The sequence below is a fragment of the Marinobacter sp. genome, assembly GCF_048269445.1.
In the GTDB taxonomy this organism is placed as follows: Bacteria; Pseudomonadota; Gammaproteobacteria; order Pseudomonadales; family Oleiphilaceae; genus Marinobacter.
On sequence record NZ_JBLXIQ010000005.1, the window covers coordinates 324452 to 341792 of the forward strand.

The following is a 17341-nucleotide window of genomic DNA, read 5'->3' on the forward strand; positions in this document are numbered from 1 at the left end:
GCGTTGCCCTGCGACAAACACAACAAGAGGTCGAAACCATGATCTACGCACAACCAGGAAAGGATGGCTCCGTCGTTTCTTTCAAATCCCGTTACGAGAACTTCATCGGTGGCGAGTGGGTTGCCCCGGTCAAGGGCCAGTATTTCGAGAACATCACACCGGTAACCGGCGATGTTATCTGTGAGATCCCCCGCTCCGGCGCTGAAGACATCGATCTTGCCCTGGATGCGGCACACAAGGCTGCACCGGCCTGGGGCAAGACCTCGACCACCGAGCGCTCCAACATTCTGCTGAAAATTGCCGACCGCATTGAGCAGAACATCGAGATGCTGGCGGTTGCCGAAACTTGGGACAACGGCAAGGCCGTGCGTGAAACCATCAACGCCGACCTGCCCCTGGCGGTGGACCACTTCCGTTATTTTGCCGGCTGTATCCGCGCCCAGGAAGACACCTCCAGTGCCATCGACAACAACACCGTGGCCTATCATTACCACGAGCCGCTGGGTGTTGTGGGTCAGATTATTCCCTGGAACTTCCCGCTGTTGATGGCGGTGTGGAAACTGGCGCCCTGCCTGGCGGCGGGCAACTGCACCGTAATGAAGCCAGCGGAGCAGACCCCGGCCAGCATCCTGGTTCTGATGGAGCTGATCGGCGACCTGTTGCCACCGGGTGTGATTAACATCGTCAACGGTTACGGCATTGAGGCCGGCCAGGCCCTGGCCACCAGCAAGCGCATCGCCAAAATTGCCTTCACTGGCTCTACGCCGGTGGGCTCGCACATCCTCAAGTGTGCCGCCGAGAACATCATCCCGTCCACCGTCGAGCTGGGTGGCAAGTCCCCCAACATCTACTTCTCTGACGTGATGCAGGCTGAACCGGAATTCATCGACAAGTGTGTGGAAGGCCTGGTGCTGGCATTCTTCAACCAGGGTGAGGTGTGCACCTGTCCGTCCCGAGCCCTGATTCAGGAAGACATGTACGACGAATTCATGGCTAAAGTCATTGAACGTACCAAGGCCATCAAGCGGGGCAACCCTCTGGATACCGAGGTTCAGGTGGGCGCCCAGGCCAGCAAGGAGCAGTTCGACAAGATCATGTCGTACCTGGAAATCGGCAAGCAGGAAGGTGCGGAAGTGCTGACCGGCGGTGGCCGAGAGGAAATGGAAGGTCAGTATAACAACGGTTTCTATGTCCAGCCCACGCTGCTGAAGGGCCGGAATGATATGCGTGTGTTCCAGGAAGAGATCTTTGGTCCGGTAGTGGGTGTAACGACCTTCAAGGATGAGGCAGAAGCTCTGGCTATCGCCAACGACACCGAGTTCGGCCTGGGCGCCGGCCTTTGGACCCGTGACATCAACCGTGCCTATCGCATGGGGCGTGCCATCGAGGCAGGCCGTGTGTGGACCAACTGTTACCACCAATACCCGGCTCACGCCGCCTTCGGTGGTTACAAAAAATCAGGTGTTGGTCGCGAAAACCACAAGATGGCGCTGGACCACTACCAGCAGACCAAGAACCTGTTGGTCAGCTACGACATTAACCCGCTGGGTTTCTTCTGATTTCTTGAGCGGTAAGCGGGCCTCTCCACACGGGCCCGCCTGTGAGTCAGCACACAGGATGTGCACCTTGATTTTTTGGCCCTTCCCAGGGCCTTTTTTCGTTCCAGGCAATGGCTAAGTTCGACAGCGAAATTCCTACAACTTGGGGAGGCACCAAAACAGTTCCAAAGTACCATATTGACCTCCTACCCCCGTCGACTAGGATGAGAAGTGGGTCATCGGCAATATCGTTGATGACCCAACAATGCGCTAACAATTACGACAACAGAGGAAAGCATTATGTGGACCAAACCAGCCTACGAAGATCTGCGCATCGGTTTCGAAGTCACTATGTACTTCGCCAACCGCTGAGAGCTGAAGCGGCCAGCTCCAGAGGCTGGCCGTTTTACTTCCGGAGTTACCCGCCATGTTTATTCACGTTCTGGGCTCCGCCGCTGGCGGTGGCTTTCCTCAGTGGAACTGCAACTGCGCCAACTGCGACGGCTTCCGTAAGGGAACCCTGAACGCACAGGCCCGCACTCAGTCGTCGATTGCGGTAAGCGAAGACGGCGAACACTGGATTCTGTTTAATGCCTCCCCGGACATTCGTGCGCAGTTGGCCTCCTTTCACGCCATGCAGCCGGCCAGAACGCTACGGGATACCGGAATAGATGCCATTTTGCTGATGGACAGCCAGGTGGATCACACCACCGGTCTGTTATCGCTTCGTGAGGGGTTGCCCCTGGACGTCTGGTGTACCGAGCAGGTGCACGAGGATCTCAGTGGGGGATTCCCTTTGTTTACCATGCTCAAGCACTGGAACGGTGGCCTGAACTGGCGCTGCCTGGAAGCGTCAGAACAGAGGTCGTTTGTCATTCCCTGCGCGCCGTCCATCGAACTGACGGCCATTCCGCTGCTGAGCAACGCCCCCCCTTATTCACCGCGCAGGGACAACCCGCACCCGGGGGATAACATTGGTATCTTTCTGAGAGACACCCGCAGCGGGCAAAATGTGCTCTATGCGCCGGGTCTGGGCAGGCCCGACCAGCGTGTTCTGGACTGGATGCAAAAGGCCGATGTGTTACTGGTGGACGGTACCGTCTGGCACGACGACGAAATGATCCGCCAGGAAGTGGGTACCAAGACCGGCCAGGCCATGGGCCATCTGGCCCAGAGCGGACCGGGTGGCATGATCGACGTGCTCGATACGATGAAGGCGAAACGCAAGATCCTGATTCACATCAACAACACCAACCCGATCCTGAACGAGGACTCGCCGGAGCGGGCGGAACTGACCCGCCACGGTATTGAGGTGTCCTGGGACGGAATGCACATCGACCTGTCGGGGCCGCCATGAACGCCAAAGCCAACACCGCCATGAACCGAACGGATTTTGAGCAGGCCCTGCGGAATAAGGGGCAGTACTACCACATCCATCATCCTTACCATAAAGCCATGTACGGCGGGCAATGTACGCAGGAACAGATCCGTGGCTGGGTGGCCAACCGGTATTATTACCAGATCAAGATTCCCCAAAAGGACGCCGCCATCATGGCCAACTGCCCGGACGCCAGCGTCCGCCGGCTCTGGCTGCAGCGTATTCTTGATCATGACGGTCATGATGGCGATGTCGGTGGCATTGAAGCCTGGCTGTCCCTGGCCGAAGCGGTAGGCCTGACCCGGGACGAAGTGATTGACCAGCGCCACGTGCTGCCGGGTGTCCGGTTTGCGGTCGACGCCTACCTGAATTTTGCGCGGCGGGCGACCTGGCAGGAAGCGGCCTGCTCCTCGCTGACCGAACTGTTTGCCCCGGAGATCCACCAATCCCGCCTGGACAGCTGGCCCGCCCACTATCCCTGGATTGAAGAGGGTGGCTACAGCTACTTCCGCAAGCGCCTGTCGGAAGCCAGAAGAGACGTGGAGCACGGCCTGACCATTACGCTCGATCACTTCACCACCGAAAGCCAGCAGGCTCGGGCTCTGGAGATCCTGCAGTTCAAGCTGGACATCCTCTGGGCCATGCTGGATGCCATGACCATGGCCTACAGCCACCGCACGCCGCCGTACCATACCGTAACCGACCAGCCGGTCTGGCATCGGGGACTGTAATGGAGGTTGCCATGTGCCAGATCCCGCGTTTTCGCCGCGGCTTCCGTTTCCAGTGGGAACCGGCGCAGGAAAGTTACGTCCTGCTGTATCCTGAAGGTATGGTGAAACTGAACGGCAGCGCCGGCGCCATTCTCAATGAGGTGGATGGTCAGCGCAGTGTCGCGGAGATTATTAGCAACCTGGAACAGCAATTCCCGAACGCTGGCCCGTTGGAGAAAGACGTGAGTGACTTCCTCCAGGAGGCCCAGCAACAACACTGGATCGAACTGTCATGAGCCGCCCTGAAGCCCCCGCTCAGATCAACCCGGTCAACCCCCATAAGGCGGGACCGCCCCTCTGGCTGTTGGCGGAGCTGACCTACCGGTGCCCGCTGCAGTGCCCGTACTGTTCCAATCCGCTGGACTTTGCCCAGACCGAACAGGAGCTGACCACCGAGGAGTGGGTGAGTGTGCTGTGTCAGGGCCGGAAAATGGGTGCGGCCCAGCTGGGCTTTTCCGGGGGCGAGCCGCTGGTACGCCAGGACCTGCCGGTGCTGATCGCCGAGGCGCGGCAGCTGGGTTACTACACCAACCTGATTACGTCCGGCCTGGGGCTGACCGAGGCCAAGGTGGATGCCTTTGCCAAGGCCGGGCTGGACCATATTCAGGTGAGCTTCCAGGCCTCCGACCCCGAGTTGAACAACGCGGTGGCCGGCTCCCGCAAGGCCTTTGACCAGAAATTGGCCATGGCCCGGGCGGTTAAGGAAGCGGGTTACCCGATGGTGCTCAACTTCGTGATTCACCGCCACAACATCCACCAGATGAACGATATCATGGCCCTGTGTGAGCGGCTGGGGGCGGACTACGTCGAGCTGGCCACCTGCCAGTACTATGGTTGGGCGTTCGAGAACCGGGAAGGGCTGATGCCCTCCAAAGCCCAGCTGGTGCAGGCGGAGCTGGAAGTGAACCAGTACCGCGAACGGCTGCAGAAATCCGGCTCCGCCATGAAGCTGATCTTTGTCACCCCGGATTACTACGAAGAGCGCCCGAAAGCCTGTATGAATGGCTGGGGCAACCTGTTCCTGACCGTCGCCCCGGACGGCACCGCACTGCCATGCCACAGCGCCCGGCTACTGCCTATCGACTTCCCTAATGTCCGAGACATGGATCTGCAAAGCGTCTGGTATGACAGCCCCGGCTTCAATCACTACCGGGGTGATGGCTGGATGCCAGAGCCCTGTCGCTCATGCGATGAGAAGGAAAAAGACTTTGGCGGTTGCCGCTGTCAGGCCTATCTTTTGACCGGCAATGCCGATAACGCAGATCCAGTATGCAGCAAATCGTCGTATCATGATCGAATATTGGCAGCCAGGAAAGCTGCGGATCACGCCACGGCCGGCCTTACTGGACTCGTGTATCGAAATGCGAACAACTCCCGGCTGTTCTTTCGGGGCTGAAGGCCCCTCTCAGAAACCCCTACTGGCAACGTCTGCGCCTGACACCCCCCTGTTGAGTGCCTACGAGGCTTGCGCTGCTCATACCCAACGGTGCGAATTGGCGGTTTCTGAAGCTGGCATTTACTGGTTGCAGACCGATCCGGCTGAAGGCTTCAACACCCTCTGGCACCTTTCCGATCAGGGACCCGTTCGGCTGGGACCTGAGGGACTGAGCATTCGCAGCCGGGTGAACGGCTATGGTGGTGGCGCGTTGGCGGCTTCTGGCCACGGCGTTTTCGTTGTCGGGGATGATCAGCAGATCCGGTTTATTACCCTGGGCGCCGGCGCCTGTACCCGGCTTACTGACGACCCCGACGCGGCCTTTGGCGGTTTGGTTGCCGACACAACCCGGAAGCGGGTGCTGGCGGTTCGTGAAGCCGATGGCCAGCAGCAACTGGTGGCGATCTCGCCAGACGGTGAACTCCGTGTGCTCCATTGCGGCCTGGACTTTTACAGCGCACCGGCAGTGTCTGCGGACGGCGGCGAGGTGGCCTGGACAAGCTGGCAGCTGCCCGATATGCCTTGGGTAAGCAGTCTGCTTTGGACAGCGAGCCTCGACGAAGATGGCAGCCTTTACCAATGCCGGAGCTGGCCAACACCTGCAGAAGCCTCCGTTCAACAGCCGCTGTTTGATGGTAACCGGTTGTGGGTGTTGTCCGATCACGCTGGCTGGTGGCAGCCGTGGTCTCTCAATACCACAGTTGATGAGGGTCAATGGCATTCCTGCGAGTCACCGGACCTGGACCATGCCAATGCGCCCTGGCAACTGGGAGAGTCCCACCACTGCCCGCTGGGGAAAGGTGCCTGGGCCAGAGTGCGTTACTGCAACGGAACCGGAGAGCTATGGCTGGTGCCATCTCTGGGCGATGAGGGCATGCGTATTGCCCGGGACTTCAGCGACTTCCGTTATCTCAGGGCCTCCGGTGGTTATTTCTATTGCATTGCTCGATCCGCAACCCGTCTGGATACGGTCCTGGAAATTGATCCGAAAACCGGACAGGAACGGATCATGGCTGGCGGCGAAGAGCCCATGCCGGGTCTCCGTGTCTCGCTGCCGCTGGATATCGAAGTGCCGGCTTTCAACCATGGTGAACAGCCCATCCATGGGTTTTTGTACACGCCAAGGTTGGCCACTTCCGAATTGCCGCCGCTGATTCTGGTGGCTCACGGTGGGCCAACCTCTGCCGCCTATCCGGTATTCAATCCCCAGGTACAGTACTGGTGTCAGCGGGGTTTCGCCGTTGCGGAAGTGAACTACCGTGGCAGCAGCGGTTTTGGGCGAGCCTTCCGCCTGGCCCTGGAGGGTCGCTGGGGTGAGGTGGATGTCGAGGATATGGAGCAGGCCGCAGATCATCTGGCTTCGTTTGGCCTGGTGGATGGCCAGCGGGTGTTTGTCCAGGGGCGGAGCTCCGGAGGTTACACCGCCTTGATGGCCATGATCCGGAGCCAGAAATTTGCCGCCGGCGCCAGCATGTTCGGGGTGACGGACCCGCTACGATTGAGGGCCATCACCCACCGTTTCGAATCCGGGTATCTGGATTGGTTGCTGGGGCCACCAGACACTTACCCCGAGCGCTGGCGGGAACGAACGCCGCTATACCATGCCGACCGTATTGCCGCGCCCATGATCTTTTTTCAGGGGGGGCAGGACAAGGTCGTGGTGCCGGAACAGACCCGCGCGATGATTGATGCGATGAAGGCCGCAGGCCGAGCGCCCGAACTGCACTGGTTTGAGCAGGAAGGCCACGGTTTCCGGCATCAGGCCAACCAGGCGGGCATGCTTGAATGGATGTTCAGCTTTTATCGGAAGCATAGTCGAAAGGCCAATGAACGGGCGGAGAACTTGAGTTAAACTCTCGGCTATTCCTATAACAACAAGCGGTCGAGTGCAGCCTGATGAGTCACGATATCTCTACCCTGCGAAAGTTTGTCTCACCGGAAATTGTCTTCGGCGCCGGCTCCCGTAAGTCGGTGCCCAACTTCGCCAGTAACTTTGGTGCCCGGCATGTCCTTCTGGTGTCTGATCCAGGTGTGGCTGCTGCAGGTTGGGTCAGCGAGATCGTGACGCTCCTGACCGATGCAGGCATCCGCTCCACCGTATTTACCGGTGTATCCCCAAATCCCAAGGTCGATGAGGTCATGACCGGCGCCGAGCTATACAAATCCAGTGAGTGTGACGTCATTGTTGCCATCGGTGGCGGCAGCCCCATGGACTGCGCCAAGGGTATTGGCATCGTGGCCACGCACGGCCGCAACATTCTGGAGTTCGAGGGTGTGGACACCATCACCAACCCGTCACCCCCCCTGATCCTGATCCCGACCACGGCCGGCACCTCGGCCGATGTTTCCCAGTTCGCGATCATTTCCGACCCGAACCGCCGTTTCAAGTTTTCCATCATCAGCAAGGCCGTGGTGCCGGATGTGTCCCTGATTGATCCGGAAGTCACGGAAACCATGGACGCCTACTTGACCGCCTGTACCGGTGTGGATGCCCTGGTTCACGCCATTGAGGCGTTCGTGTCCACCGGCAGCGGACCGCTGACCGACACCCATGCTCTGGAAGCCATCCGGCTGATCAACCGGAACCTGGAGCCCCTGGTGGAAAACATCGCCAATCCTTACCTCCGGGAGCAAATCATGCTGGCCTCAATGCAGGCCGGGCTGGCGTTCTCCAATGCCATTCTGGGGGCGGTACATGCCATGTCCCACAGCCTCGGCGGGTTTCTGGATTTGCCGCACGGGTTGTGCAACGCGCTGTTGCTGGAGCATGTGGTGGCCTACAACTTCCAGTCTGCAGAGGACCGTTTCCGCCGGGTGGCCGAAGCCATGGACATCGACACCCGGGGAATGAGCAAGCCAGAGATCAAAAAACGGCTGATGCAGCGAATCGTTGAGCTGAAACGCAAAGTGGGTCTGGAAGCACGTCTGGCCCAGCTGGGCGTCAGCGTTTCCGATATTCCCCATCTGTCCGGTTTTGCCCTGCAGGACCCCTGCATCCTCACCAATCCCCGCAAGTCATCGCTCCGGGACGTTCAGGTTGTCTATGAAGAAGCGCTCTGACGTTCACGACGACGAACACGACAGTGGCTACGGAATTGGCGATCTTCTGGGCCTCGGCAGCCAGTCGGTCCGCAAAAACTATTACCCGGCATTGCAAGAGCGGATTGAGGAGCTGGAGCAGGAACGCAATCGCTACAAGTGGCTATTCGAGAACGCTCTGCATGGCATCTTTCAGGCCAACCTGCGGGGTGGCTTTCTGGCCTGCAACCCCGCCATGGCGCGAATTTGCGGTTATGACAATGCTGAGACCCTGACGCAGCGGGTTATCCGATTGCGGGAACAGCTGTTCTGCAGTGCCAGTGAGTTCGATGCTATTCGTCAGGAGCTTTTGAATGAAGGCAGCCTGAGCGCCCGGGAAACCCGCTTTCAGCGGGCGGACCGCAAGCCGGTGCACGTTGCCGTCACCCTGTTGCGCCGCCCGGACCTCGGGCCGGAAGTGGTGGAAGCCTTCGTGGCGGACATCACTGAGCGGGTGTTGGCACGGCAGAAACTGGAGCAGCTGAACGCCACTCTTGAGCGGCGGGTGGAAGAGCGCACCGAGGCGCTTCAAAACGCCAACGTCGGCCTGCGCTACCAGATTGAGGAGCGCGAAAAGGTCGAACGGGAGCTGGTGGTGGCCATGGAAGCTGCCAAGGAAGCCAACCGTGGCAAGGATAAATACCTGGCAGCGGCCAGCCACGACCTGCTGCAACCGCTGAATGCCGCCCGGTTGATGGTTTCCGCGCTCCAGGAGAGCAAGTTGCCGGAGCAGGAGACCCGTATGGTGCATCAGGTGCACCGGGCGCTCGAGGGCGCTGAGGACCTGCTGGCAGACTTGCTGGACATCTCGAAACTCGATCAGCAAGCCATGAAGCCGGATCTGGCGTATACCGATGTGGCCGCCCTGGCCCGGTCCCTGGCAGAGGAATTTCAGGCGGTCGCCACCAGTGAAGGACTGGCCTTCCGGATCCGGACTGTTCCGGTCGTGGTCAAAACCGACCAGCGAATGCTTACGCGCATTCTGCGAAACCTGCTAAGCAATGCCTTCCGTTACACCCGAACGGGTGGTGTCGTGATGGCCTTGAGAGTACGGGGTAACCAGTTGCGGATTGAGGTCTGGGATACCGGGGTGGGTATAGAGGAAGACAAGCTCAGGGAGATTTTCACGGAATTTCACCAGTTGCTGCCCCAGGGTACCGGCGGCCGCCAGGGCGTGGGCCTGGGGCTTGCGATCGTTGAGCGTATGGTCCGGATTCTGGGTTATAACATTGATGTGTCCTCCAGACCCGCGCGCGGTTCCCGGTTTGCACTGACTCTGCCACTGGAGCCTGCGCAAACCCGGCTGGAAATGCCCCGTGGGGGTGCGTTTCAGGGATTCTCCGATGGCTTCGACGGAATCTCCATTCTGGTCATCGACAATGAGCCGGCGGTCCTCGAAAGCATGCAGCTATTGCTGGAACGCTGGGGCTGTGAGGTACTGACCGCCGGCAGTAAGGTTCAAGCACTTGAAGTACTGGAACACGCAGGCCAGATTCCGGCCATTATCCTTGCTGATTGCCATCTGGACAGCGGGCTGACCGGCTACGACGCGGTGCACGCCGTTCGCCGTTACCTCGGCAAGGATATCCCCGCTGCCATCATCACCGCAGACCGCAGTGACGACACCCGCAAGTTGCTGCGCGCCCAGTACCTTCCGATCCTGAACAAACCGGTCAAGCCGAACCGGCTCAGAGCCCTGATGACCAGCCTGCTTACCTCTGCCTGATCATCTTCCTTGCAAAGAAGGGCATTACCACACAAAGAAAGATCCTCCGGACTACACTTAACTAAACTTACCTGAGGCAAATCTGAAGGGAGATTAGCCATGAGTGTTCCGGAGAACAGCCTTACCAACCACGAAGTCACCATATGCCTGGCCGGCGGCGCCGTTCTGGGCCCGTTCAACGCCACCTGGAGCCAGGATTCCGGGGGCGATGTGCGAGAGCTGGTACGTGAATATGATGGCTTCCTTCAGGGCGAAAAACAGCGCCGGTACAAGTTTCACCTGCACGATACCTATACCAATACCGTTCACACCCTGATTCTGAATTTTGAACAGGTAACGGGCATTTGCGACCATGTCCGGCTGAGATCCCATACCGGCGGCTGAGACACAGCCGGCAGCGTTACGTAAAAGCTTGAGAGCTCACAATGTAAACGGATGGACAGGAGGGAGCATGAGCGAATACAGAACGGAATCCGACAGTCTCGGAGATGTACAGGTTCCTGCAACCGCACTCTGGGGCGCACAAACCCAGCGCGCGGTCGAAAATTTCCCGATCAGCGGCCAGCCGATGCCCCAGGCATTTATTGCCGCCGTAGCGCAGATTAAACGTGCGGCAGCGGAGGCCAATACCAGTCTTGGGCTTCTGGATAACGATCTTCGGGATGCGATTGCCGAGGCTTGTCAAAGTCTGGTGGACGGTGACTACGCGGACCAGTTTCCGGTCGACCGGTACCAGACCGGTTCAGGTACCAGCACAAACATGAATGTGAATGAGGTGATTGCGACCATCGCCAGCAATGCCGGTGAGGAGGTTCACCCGAACGATCACGTCAACATGAGCCAGAGCTCCAATGATGTGATACCCACCGCGATTCATGTTAGCGCGATTACCGCCGTGCATGAAAAGCTGTTGCCGTCACTCTCGCACCTGCGTGGCGTGATCTATGAGCAGGAGGCCGCTTTTTCGAACCAGGTTAAAACCGGCCGCACCCACCTCATGGATGCCATGCCGGTTACGCTCGGCCAGGAGTTGAAAACCTGGCGGCAACAGCTGCTCGCTGCGGAAAAGCGGGTGGAAGCGGCGGCGGAGGAGCTGCTGGCGGTGCCCCAGGGCGGTACCGCGGTAGGTACAGGGATCAACGCGTTGCCAGAATTTGCCGGCCAGTTCATCAAGTTCCTGCGGGCCAATACCGGCTACGCTTTTACGTCATTGGAACACAAGTTTACCGGCCAGAGTGCGGTGGATGGTCCGGTGGCTCTGTCTGCTCAGTTGCGGGGTTTGGCGATTGTGCTTACCAAGATCGCCAACGACCTGCGCTGGATGAATAGCGGACCTATTCATGGCCTGGCTGAAATCAGTCTCCCGGCCCTGCAGCCGGGTAGCAGCATCATGCCTGGCAAGGTCAACCCGGTGATTCCGGAAGCGGTGGCCATGGTCAGTGCCCAGGTAGTGGGCCTGGACAGTGCAGTGGCCATTGCAGGCCAGTCCGGAAACTTTCAACTCAACGTAATGTTGCCACTGGTGGCCGGCAACTTGCTGGACATGACAGACCTTCTCGCCAACGCCTCGATTACGCTGGCGGACAAGGCGATCCGCGATTTTACAGTCAACGCTGACAACCTGAATGCCGGGGTAGGCCGGAATCCGGTGCTCGTAACAGCGCTGAATCCGGAAATCGGTTACAGCCTGGCGGCGGATATTGCGAAGGAGGCTTACCGCAGCGGGCGCCCTGTAATCGACGTTGCCGAGGAGCGTAGCGGCTTGAGCCGCGACAGACTGGAAGAACTCATGGATCCGTTGAAGCTGACCCGGGGCGGAATCGCCTGACCGTTGGTATTGCCAATTGCATGAAAGGGAGCCCGCGCGCTTGCTGATATCCATGGAGCTGTTTGTCATGCTGGTGCTTGCCAATGGCGCGCCAGTAGTTGCTGCTGGTCTGCTCAAGGGACTTTGGTCGGCGCCGGTTGATGGTGGCCGCTTGTGGAAAGACGGCCGCCCCATTCTCGGTAACAGCAAGACCTGGCGAGGGGTGGTGTCCGGGACCCTGGTCTGTGGGCTGTTTTCACTGATTACCGGGCTGGGATTCACTTTCGGGATGGTGTTCGGGGTTCTCGGGCTCATAGGCGATATGCTGAGCAGCTTCATCAAGCGCCGTCTGGGCCTGGCTTCGAGCGCCAGGGCGGTTGGTCTGGATCAAATCCCTGAGGCGCTATTGCCCATGTTGCTGGCAATGTGGTGGTTGTCTGTCAGTGGCTGGGTCGTTCTTGGTGTGGTGGTATTCTTTACCCTGTCGAACATTCTCGCCTCACCGCTGCTCTATCGCATCGGTATCCGCCGGCACCCTCACTAATTGCATTGTCAGTCCGGGCCTCGCGTAAGGGTGTGGAGGGTGACCTCCGGAGGGCAATTCAACCGGGCGTTCACCACCGAGGTACCCGCACCCGGTGAGGTGTAACCCTGCATGCCATTCATTCTCCAGTAGCCGCGCCCGAGACTGCGGGGGCAATCGGCATCCAAGGTAATGGGAATGCCGCCTGGCAGGCAGATCTGGCCGCCATGGGTGTGGCCGCACAGAAAGACGTCATAACCGGCGTGAGCGGCTTCCCGCCATATCTCCGGGGTATGACTGAGCAGAATGCTGGCTCCCCCCGCCGGAATGTTATCGCCGGCCCGGTGCAGATTGTGCGCTTTGTAGAAATGGGCGTCGTCCACGCCCGCAAGATATAAGCTTTGCCCCTCACGCTCAAGAGGGACCATTTCGTTCATTAGCAGCTGATAACCCATGTCCTCTAGCGCTGGCACCATGCGCACACTGTCGTGATTGCCGAGCACGGCGTAAGCGTTGCCTCTGATGCTATCGCGTAGTCGGGCCATGCCGTCGAGAGCGTCTTCAATGGGTCCCCAAGTGAGTTTTCGGTAGTCACCGGTCAGCACGCAAAGATCGTACTCCAGGGACTCGACCACGCGCAGAACGGCCTGCAGATTGGCTTCGTCCATATCCACATGCAGATCCGTCAGGTGCAGAATTCGGTAACCCTCAAAGGAGTCAGGCAGGCTGGGCAGGTGAAAGCGATTGTATGCGGTGCTAATGCGCCGGCTGTTGCTCTGGCCACGACCCCACATGCCCACCGATCTCAGGCAGGTGCGGATAAAACCGGGCGCTGTGGTCCAGTTTTCCAGATGGAACGAGCTGTGATCCTGCCCGAATACCTTCGCTTCAGCCTCCCGTTCGATACCGAGTCTCTGGCGGGCATGAACGGGGCCAAGTCTGAGGCTCAGGCGGTATTCCAGGAGTTGGTCCTGATTTTCCGGTGTGCGAGCCCTTGCCGTCATTTTTCTTCCTTTGTATGCCGAGCCGGGCATGGCCGGGGCGCAAAATGGCAAACCCTGGTTGTCATTATGGTTGGCAAACTGGCCGTTTTCCAGCCACAATCGACTTCCTACAGGCAGACAAATCCGAACGGAGAGGTCACCATGACGACATCGTGCAGTATCCCGGGTCTGAAAGTACCCCGAAGCCGTTTTCCGGATCCTGAGCGGGATCTGCCTGCGGCAGAGGGTGAGCAGCGAATCGTTCTGGCTGGCGGCTGTTTCTGGTGCGTCGAAGCGGTATTTCTGGCCATCGATGGGGTAACCAGCGTGCAGTCCGGTTATGCCGGAGGGCATTCCAGCTCAGCCAACTACGAGGCCGTGTGTACCGGCACCACGGGGCACGCCGAGGTGGTGGATGTTCACTACGATCCGGCAAAGGTCGGTTTTGGTGAGCTGCTCAAAGTGTTTTTCTCCGTGGCCCATGACCCTACCCAGCTGAACCGTCAGGGCAATGACCGTGGCACCCAGTACCGTTCAGCCGTTTTCTACGAAACGCCGGAACAGAGACAGGTAACCGAGGCCTATATCCACCAGCTCAATCAGGCCGGCGTCTATCCGGACCCGATTGTGACCACGCTGGAACCGCTGGAGGCGTTTTACCCGGCGGAGGAGTACCACCAGAATTTTGCCGCCCGGAACCCGTACCAGCCCTACATCATGGCCGTTGCCGCGCCGAAGATGGAAAAACTGGCAGACAGTTATGGTGACCGCCTGAAACCGGAATTCACGGACAACGACACAGACAGCATGGCCTGAGGAGGCACAAATGGGAGTTTCCGCTGCAGGTTATGACCTGACACCACTGACCAAAGCTCAAGTTGAGGAGAAAGCCGCGGATCTGACGGCTGATGAAAGACGTGTGCTGCTGGACCATGGGACTGAGCATCCGTTCTGCGGCACCTTGCTGGACAACAAGAAAGCCGGGGTTTACCACTGCCGGCTCTGTGACCTGCCGCTGTTCAGTTCCAACTCCAAGTTTGATTCAGGAACCGGCTGGCCAAGTTTCTTTCAGCCTTTTGATTCTGACCACATACGCTACATCGAAGACAACAGTATGGGTATGACCCGCACTGAAATCCGGTGCCCGCGGTGCGACAGTCATCTGGGACACGTCTTCCCGGACGGCCCGCCACCGACCGGCCAGCGCTACTGCCTGAACTCGGTCGCGATGGTGTTCAAGGAAAACGGCTAAACCTTACATCCCGGGGCGGTCCCGTCCCGGGATGTTACTTATCCCCACCGGTAACCCTGGCGACATAATCTGCCACTGCTTCAATTTGTTCTGACGACAGAGATTCGTTGAACGCTGGCATGATGCCAACGCCGCCGCTGACCGCTTTGATAACCCGTTCCCGGGACGGTTTCAGTTCGTCCAGATTTGGGCCGATAGCGCCGGCAGAGTTTGCGTCTGAAAGGGTGTGACACACAGTGCAGGAAGGCTGGGCCTCCTGGGTGAAAACCTTTTTCCCCTTCTCTATATCATCGGCCTGTGCCAGACACGAAAGTCCAGCCAGGGAAACCACCAACAGTACTGCCGCCTTTCTCATTTTCTTGTCTTCCGGGAGAATTGGGGTGGCCGTTCTTCCGGCCAGCCCCGTGGGCGCTCAACTGACGGCGACCGTCACCCCGTGGTCACTCCAGCCATTGTGGCCATAGCCTCGTTCGTTATCAGTCCGGCCTTCAGGCTGGCTGTTGCCCTGGGTATCCGTTGCCCGGCTGACAATGCGATGTTCGCCGGATGACAGGTCTGCCGCCAGAACGAAAGGGCGCCAAGCGTAGGGGCCCAGATCCGGGCCCAGGAAGCGGGCCTGTTTCCAGGTTTCGCCGCCGTCCAGGGAAACGTCCACTTTTTCCACGGCTGCGTTGCCGCCAAAGGCCACCCCGTAGATCATGTTCCGGCCAGCCCGGGCGGTTTCCAGCGGCGCCGTGACCCAGGATTTGACATTCATCTCCCACATGGACGGCTGGTCCGGCGCGCCTTTTACGCCGACGTCACGTATCCGGTAGCCGGAGGCCTGGATCTTGGCATCGGTCTGATTCTCGGTAAAGGTTATGTTCTTGACATACTTGACGTTGTTCACGCCGTAGTAGCCCGGCACCACCATGCGCAGTGGACCGCCATGGGTTCGGGGCAGTGGTTCGTCATTCATCTCCCAGGCCAACAACGCAGTTTGCATGGCCCGGGTGGGAACTGAGCGCTCCACAACGATTGTCTTGGGGTCAATCCCGTCAGGCAGTGATTCACCGCCGGTGCTGGTGATATAGCGAGTACCTTCTGCCGGCCCCCCCAGGGCGTCCACTACATCTTTCAGCGGTACGCCGGTCCACATGATGCAGCCTGCAGCGCCAACAGACCATTGGGTGCCGCTGGCACCGTGCGGGAAGAAGGCGCGGCCGTTACCGGAGCATTGGAGAACGGACGCGACGGTGGTTACCCCCAGCTTTTTGAGATCCCCGACCGTCAGGGTGCGAGGATTTTTGACGCCTTCGATGCGGACTTCCCAGGCGTCCGGGTTTTCGGTTATCGAAGCCGGCGGCGCAGGTAGGTTATTGCGGACGAACAGGCGATTGCTGGAGGTAATGATGCCGTTTCCGATGGCGCCTCGCTGGGTTTCCATGGTGTTTGCGCTGTGCACTATCAGGGCGTTGCGTTCTTTCCACGCGGCGTAATCGGGTAGCGATTTCGGCTCTTCGGCCCTGGCCAGCGGCGTGAAGCCGAGCAGGCTTACGGCGGCCATGGCGCCGGCACTCCCGAGAAGGAGGCTTCGACGGGTCGAGTTCTCAAGGCCCGGATCATTCGGGCCTCGCTGTAAGGCTGTTTTGGGGTTCATGATCCCTCTCTCCTTGTTGGACCTGTCGTTAGACGGTGATGATCTGCTCGGCTGACATGAGCAGGGAATATCCTTATTATTTATAGATCCTGATCAATAATTGAGCAATATTTTTGTGGGTTTTTCGGGACAGGAGGTACTGCTGGCGAGACTGAGGACCTTGAGAGTGGGAAGTTAGAGTATTGGTGAAGCCGGGCAGCCCGGCTTCACTTTTGGCGGCTCAGGCGATTCCGGCGGCGACCACCGTGGAGAGCAGGTAGCCAGTGTACGCGACATAAACCAGCACCAGGATGGTACCATCAGCCCGGCTGACCAGTTTGCGCCAGCCGGTCAGACCATAGCCCATCAGGAACAGGCCAACCGTTAACGCCAGCATCAGTGTCCAGTCCCGGTAGAGGACCTCCGGATCAACAGCCAGTGGCTGGATCACCGCAGCCAGGCCGACGACGGCCAGGGTGTTGAAAATGCCCGAGCCCAGAATGTTGCCAAGAATCAGGTCGTGCTCGTTCTTCTTGACGGCTGCGAGGGCCGAGGCGAGTTCCGGCAGTGATGTACCAACGGCGACGATGGTCAGGCCGATCACCAGATCGCTGACGCCCAGGCTCTGGGCAATGAACACCGCGCCCCATACCAGCAGACGGGAGCTGACGACCAGCAGGATCAGGCCGATAACCAGCCAGATGACAGCTGTCTTAAGAGGCATGGGGTGGGTGACGATTTCGGTATCGATCTCACCGGCCAGCGCGTCGGCCTTGCCTTTCATACCCTGATAGATGGACCAGCCCATTACCGCAGCAAAGACACCCAGAAGTACCCAGCCGTCCAGGCGCGATAGTTCGCCGTCGAGCAGTTGGGCGCCGGCAATCAGCGTCAACACCACCAGCAGGGGCAACTCCTTGCGAATGACCTGAGAGTGCACGGCAATCGGCGCGATAATCGCGGTCAGGCCGACAATCAGGGCGATATTGGTAATGTTGGAGCCGTAACCATTACCCAGGGCCAGGCCGGGATTACCGTCCGCGGCAGCCATGGCGGAAACCGCCAGTTCCGGGGCTGAGGTTCCGAAACCGATGATCACCATGCCGATCAGCAGGGTTGGCATGCCCAGGTGTTTGGCGGTTGCCGCAGCGCCCTCCACGAACTTGTCAGCACTCCAGACCAGCAGAACCAGGCCGGCGATGATTGCGCCAAATGCCATTAGCATAGAAAAAC

18 protein-coding genes are annotated in these 17341 nt (G+C 59.2%); 14 read left to right on the forward strand and 4 right to left on the reverse strand.

Annotated features, from left to right (window positions below; all coding sequences use genetic code 11):
• Positions 1–38: 38 nt before the first annotated feature.
• The 12 genes from ACN0XM_RS13040 (at position 39) to ACN0XM_RS13095 (ending at position 12276) form a co-directional block, all read left to right on the forward strand.
• The gene (locus ACN0XM_RS13040; protein WP_417567368.1) at positions 39–1559 is read left to right on the forward strand and encodes an aldehyde dehydrogenase family protein; all 1521 of its coding nucleotides are present in this window, start codon (positions 39–41) and stop codon (positions 1557–1559) included.
• A gap of 279 nt (positions 1560–1838) precedes the next feature.
• Complete coding sequence (pqqA, locus tag ACN0XM_RS13045; protein WP_007153157.1) at positions 1839–1910, forward strand: pyrroloquinoline quinone precursor peptide PqqA; 72 nt, start codon at positions 1839–1841, stop codon at positions 1908–1910.
• 55 nt (positions 1911–1965) lie between these two features.
• Positions 1966–2895 carry a pyrroloquinoline quinone biosynthesis protein PqqB gene (pqqB, locus tag ACN0XM_RS13050; protein ID WP_417567369.1) on the forward strand — a complete coding sequence of 310 codons (930 nt, stop codon included), beginning with the start codon at positions 1966–1968 and terminating at the stop codon, positions 2893–2895.
• Positions 2892–3647, forward strand: a complete 756-nt coding sequence (pqqC, locus tag ACN0XM_RS13055; RefSeq protein WP_417567370.1) for a pyrroloquinoline-quinone synthase PqqC — start codon at positions 2892–2894, stop codon at positions 3645–3647. The genes pqqB and pqqC overlap by 4 nt, the downstream gene beginning before the upstream one ends.
• The gene (pqqD, locus tag ACN0XM_RS13060; protein ID WP_417567371.1) at positions 3647–3922 is read left to right on the forward strand and encodes a pyrroloquinoline quinone biosynthesis peptide chaperone PqqD; all 276 of its coding nucleotides are present in this window, start codon (positions 3647–3649) and stop codon (positions 3920–3922) included. The genes pqqC and pqqD overlap by 1 nt, the downstream gene beginning before the upstream one ends.
• Positions 3919–5082 (forward strand): pyrroloquinoline quinone biosynthesis protein PqqE, encoded by a 1164-nt coding sequence (pqqE, locus tag ACN0XM_RS13065; protein ID WP_417567372.1) that lies wholly within the window; start codon positions 3919–3921, stop codon positions 5080–5082. The genes pqqD and pqqE overlap by 4 nt, the downstream gene beginning before the upstream one ends.
• 97 nt (positions 5083–5179) lie before the next feature.
• On the forward strand, positions 5180–6973 hold the full coding sequence (locus ACN0XM_RS13070; protein ID WP_417567373.1) for a prolyl oligopeptidase family serine peptidase: 1794 nt from the start codon (positions 5180–5182) through the stop codon (positions 6971–6973).
• A 44-nt stretch (positions 6974–7017) separates the two neighbouring features.
• Positions 7018–8181 carry an alcohol dehydrogenase-like regulatory protein ErcA gene (ercA, locus tag ACN0XM_RS13075; protein WP_417567374.1) on the forward strand — a complete coding sequence of 388 codons (1164 nt, stop codon included), beginning with the start codon at positions 7018–7020 and terminating at the stop codon, positions 8179–8181.
• Positions 8165–9925, forward strand: coding sequence for a NahK/ErcS family hybrid sensor histidine kinase/response regulator (locus ACN0XM_RS13080; protein WP_417567375.1), 1761 nt, complete (start codon positions 8165–8167; stop codon positions 9923–9925). The genes ercA and ACN0XM_RS13080 overlap by 17 nt, the downstream gene beginning before the upstream one ends.
• Before the next feature lie 99 nt (positions 9926–10024).
• On the forward strand, positions 10025–10309 hold the full coding sequence (locus ACN0XM_RS13085; RefSeq protein ID WP_417567376.1) for a hypothetical protein: 285 nt from the start codon (positions 10025–10027) through the stop codon (positions 10307–10309).
• A gap of 67 nt (positions 10310–10376) precedes the next feature.
• Entirely contained in the window at positions 10377–11753 is a 1377-nt protein-coding gene (locus ACN0XM_RS13090; protein ID WP_417567377.1) for a class II fumarate hydratase, read from the forward strand.
• A 40-nt stretch (positions 11754–11793) separates the two neighbouring features.
• A complete protein-coding gene (locus tag ACN0XM_RS13095; protein WP_417567378.1) occupies positions 11794–12276 on the forward strand; it encodes a CDP-archaeol synthase in 483 nt (160 codons plus the stop codon).
• An 8-nt stretch (positions 12277–12284) separates the two neighbouring features.
• Here the strand turns inward: ACN0XM_RS13095 and ACN0XM_RS13100 are convergent, their stop codons facing one another.
• Positions 12285–13259, reverse strand: coding sequence for a metallophosphoesterase (locus tag ACN0XM_RS13100; protein ID WP_417567379.1), 975 nt, complete (start codon positions 13257–13259; stop codon positions 12285–12287).
• Positions 13260–13400: 141 nt separating this feature from the next.
• Here ACN0XM_RS13100 and msrA point away from each other — a divergent pair, with 141 nt between their 5' ends.
• Both msrA and msrB read left to right on the forward strand, forming a co-directional pair.
• Positions 13401–14054 carry a peptide-methionine (S)-S-oxide reductase MsrA gene (msrA, locus tag ACN0XM_RS13105; protein WP_417567380.1) on the forward strand — a complete coding sequence of 218 codons (654 nt, stop codon included), beginning with the start codon at positions 13401–13403 and terminating at the stop codon, positions 14052–14054.
• A gap of 10 nt (positions 14055–14064) precedes the next feature.
• Positions 14065–14490 (forward strand): peptide-methionine (R)-S-oxide reductase MsrB, encoded by a 426-nt coding sequence (gene msrB, locus ACN0XM_RS13110; RefSeq protein WP_417567381.1) that lies wholly within the window; start codon positions 14065–14067, stop codon positions 14488–14490.
• A 34-nt stretch (positions 14491–14524) separates the two neighbouring features.
• Here the strand turns inward: msrB and ACN0XM_RS13115 are convergent, their stop codons facing one another.
• The 3 genes from ACN0XM_RS13115 to ACN0XM_RS13125 all read right to left on the reverse strand — a co-directional run bounded on the left by ACN0XM_RS13115 (position 14525) and on the right by ACN0XM_RS13125 (position 17333).
• Positions 14525–14845, reverse strand: a complete 321-nt coding sequence (locus ACN0XM_RS13115; protein WP_417567382.1) for a c-type cytochrome — start codon at positions 14843–14845, stop codon at positions 14525–14527.
• Positions 14846–14902: 57 nt separating this feature from the next.
• Complete coding sequence (locus ACN0XM_RS13120; RefSeq protein WP_417567383.1) at positions 14903–16129, reverse strand: sulfite oxidase; 1227 nt, start codon at positions 16127–16129, stop codon at positions 14903–14905.
• A gap of 220 nt (positions 16130–16349) precedes the next feature.
• The gene (locus ACN0XM_RS13125; RefSeq protein ID WP_417567384.1) at positions 16350–17333 is read right to left on the reverse strand and encodes a calcium/sodium antiporter; all 984 of its coding nucleotides are present in this window, start codon (positions 17331–17333) and stop codon (positions 16350–16352) included.
• Between the last annotated feature and the right edge of the window lie 8 nt (positions 17334–17341).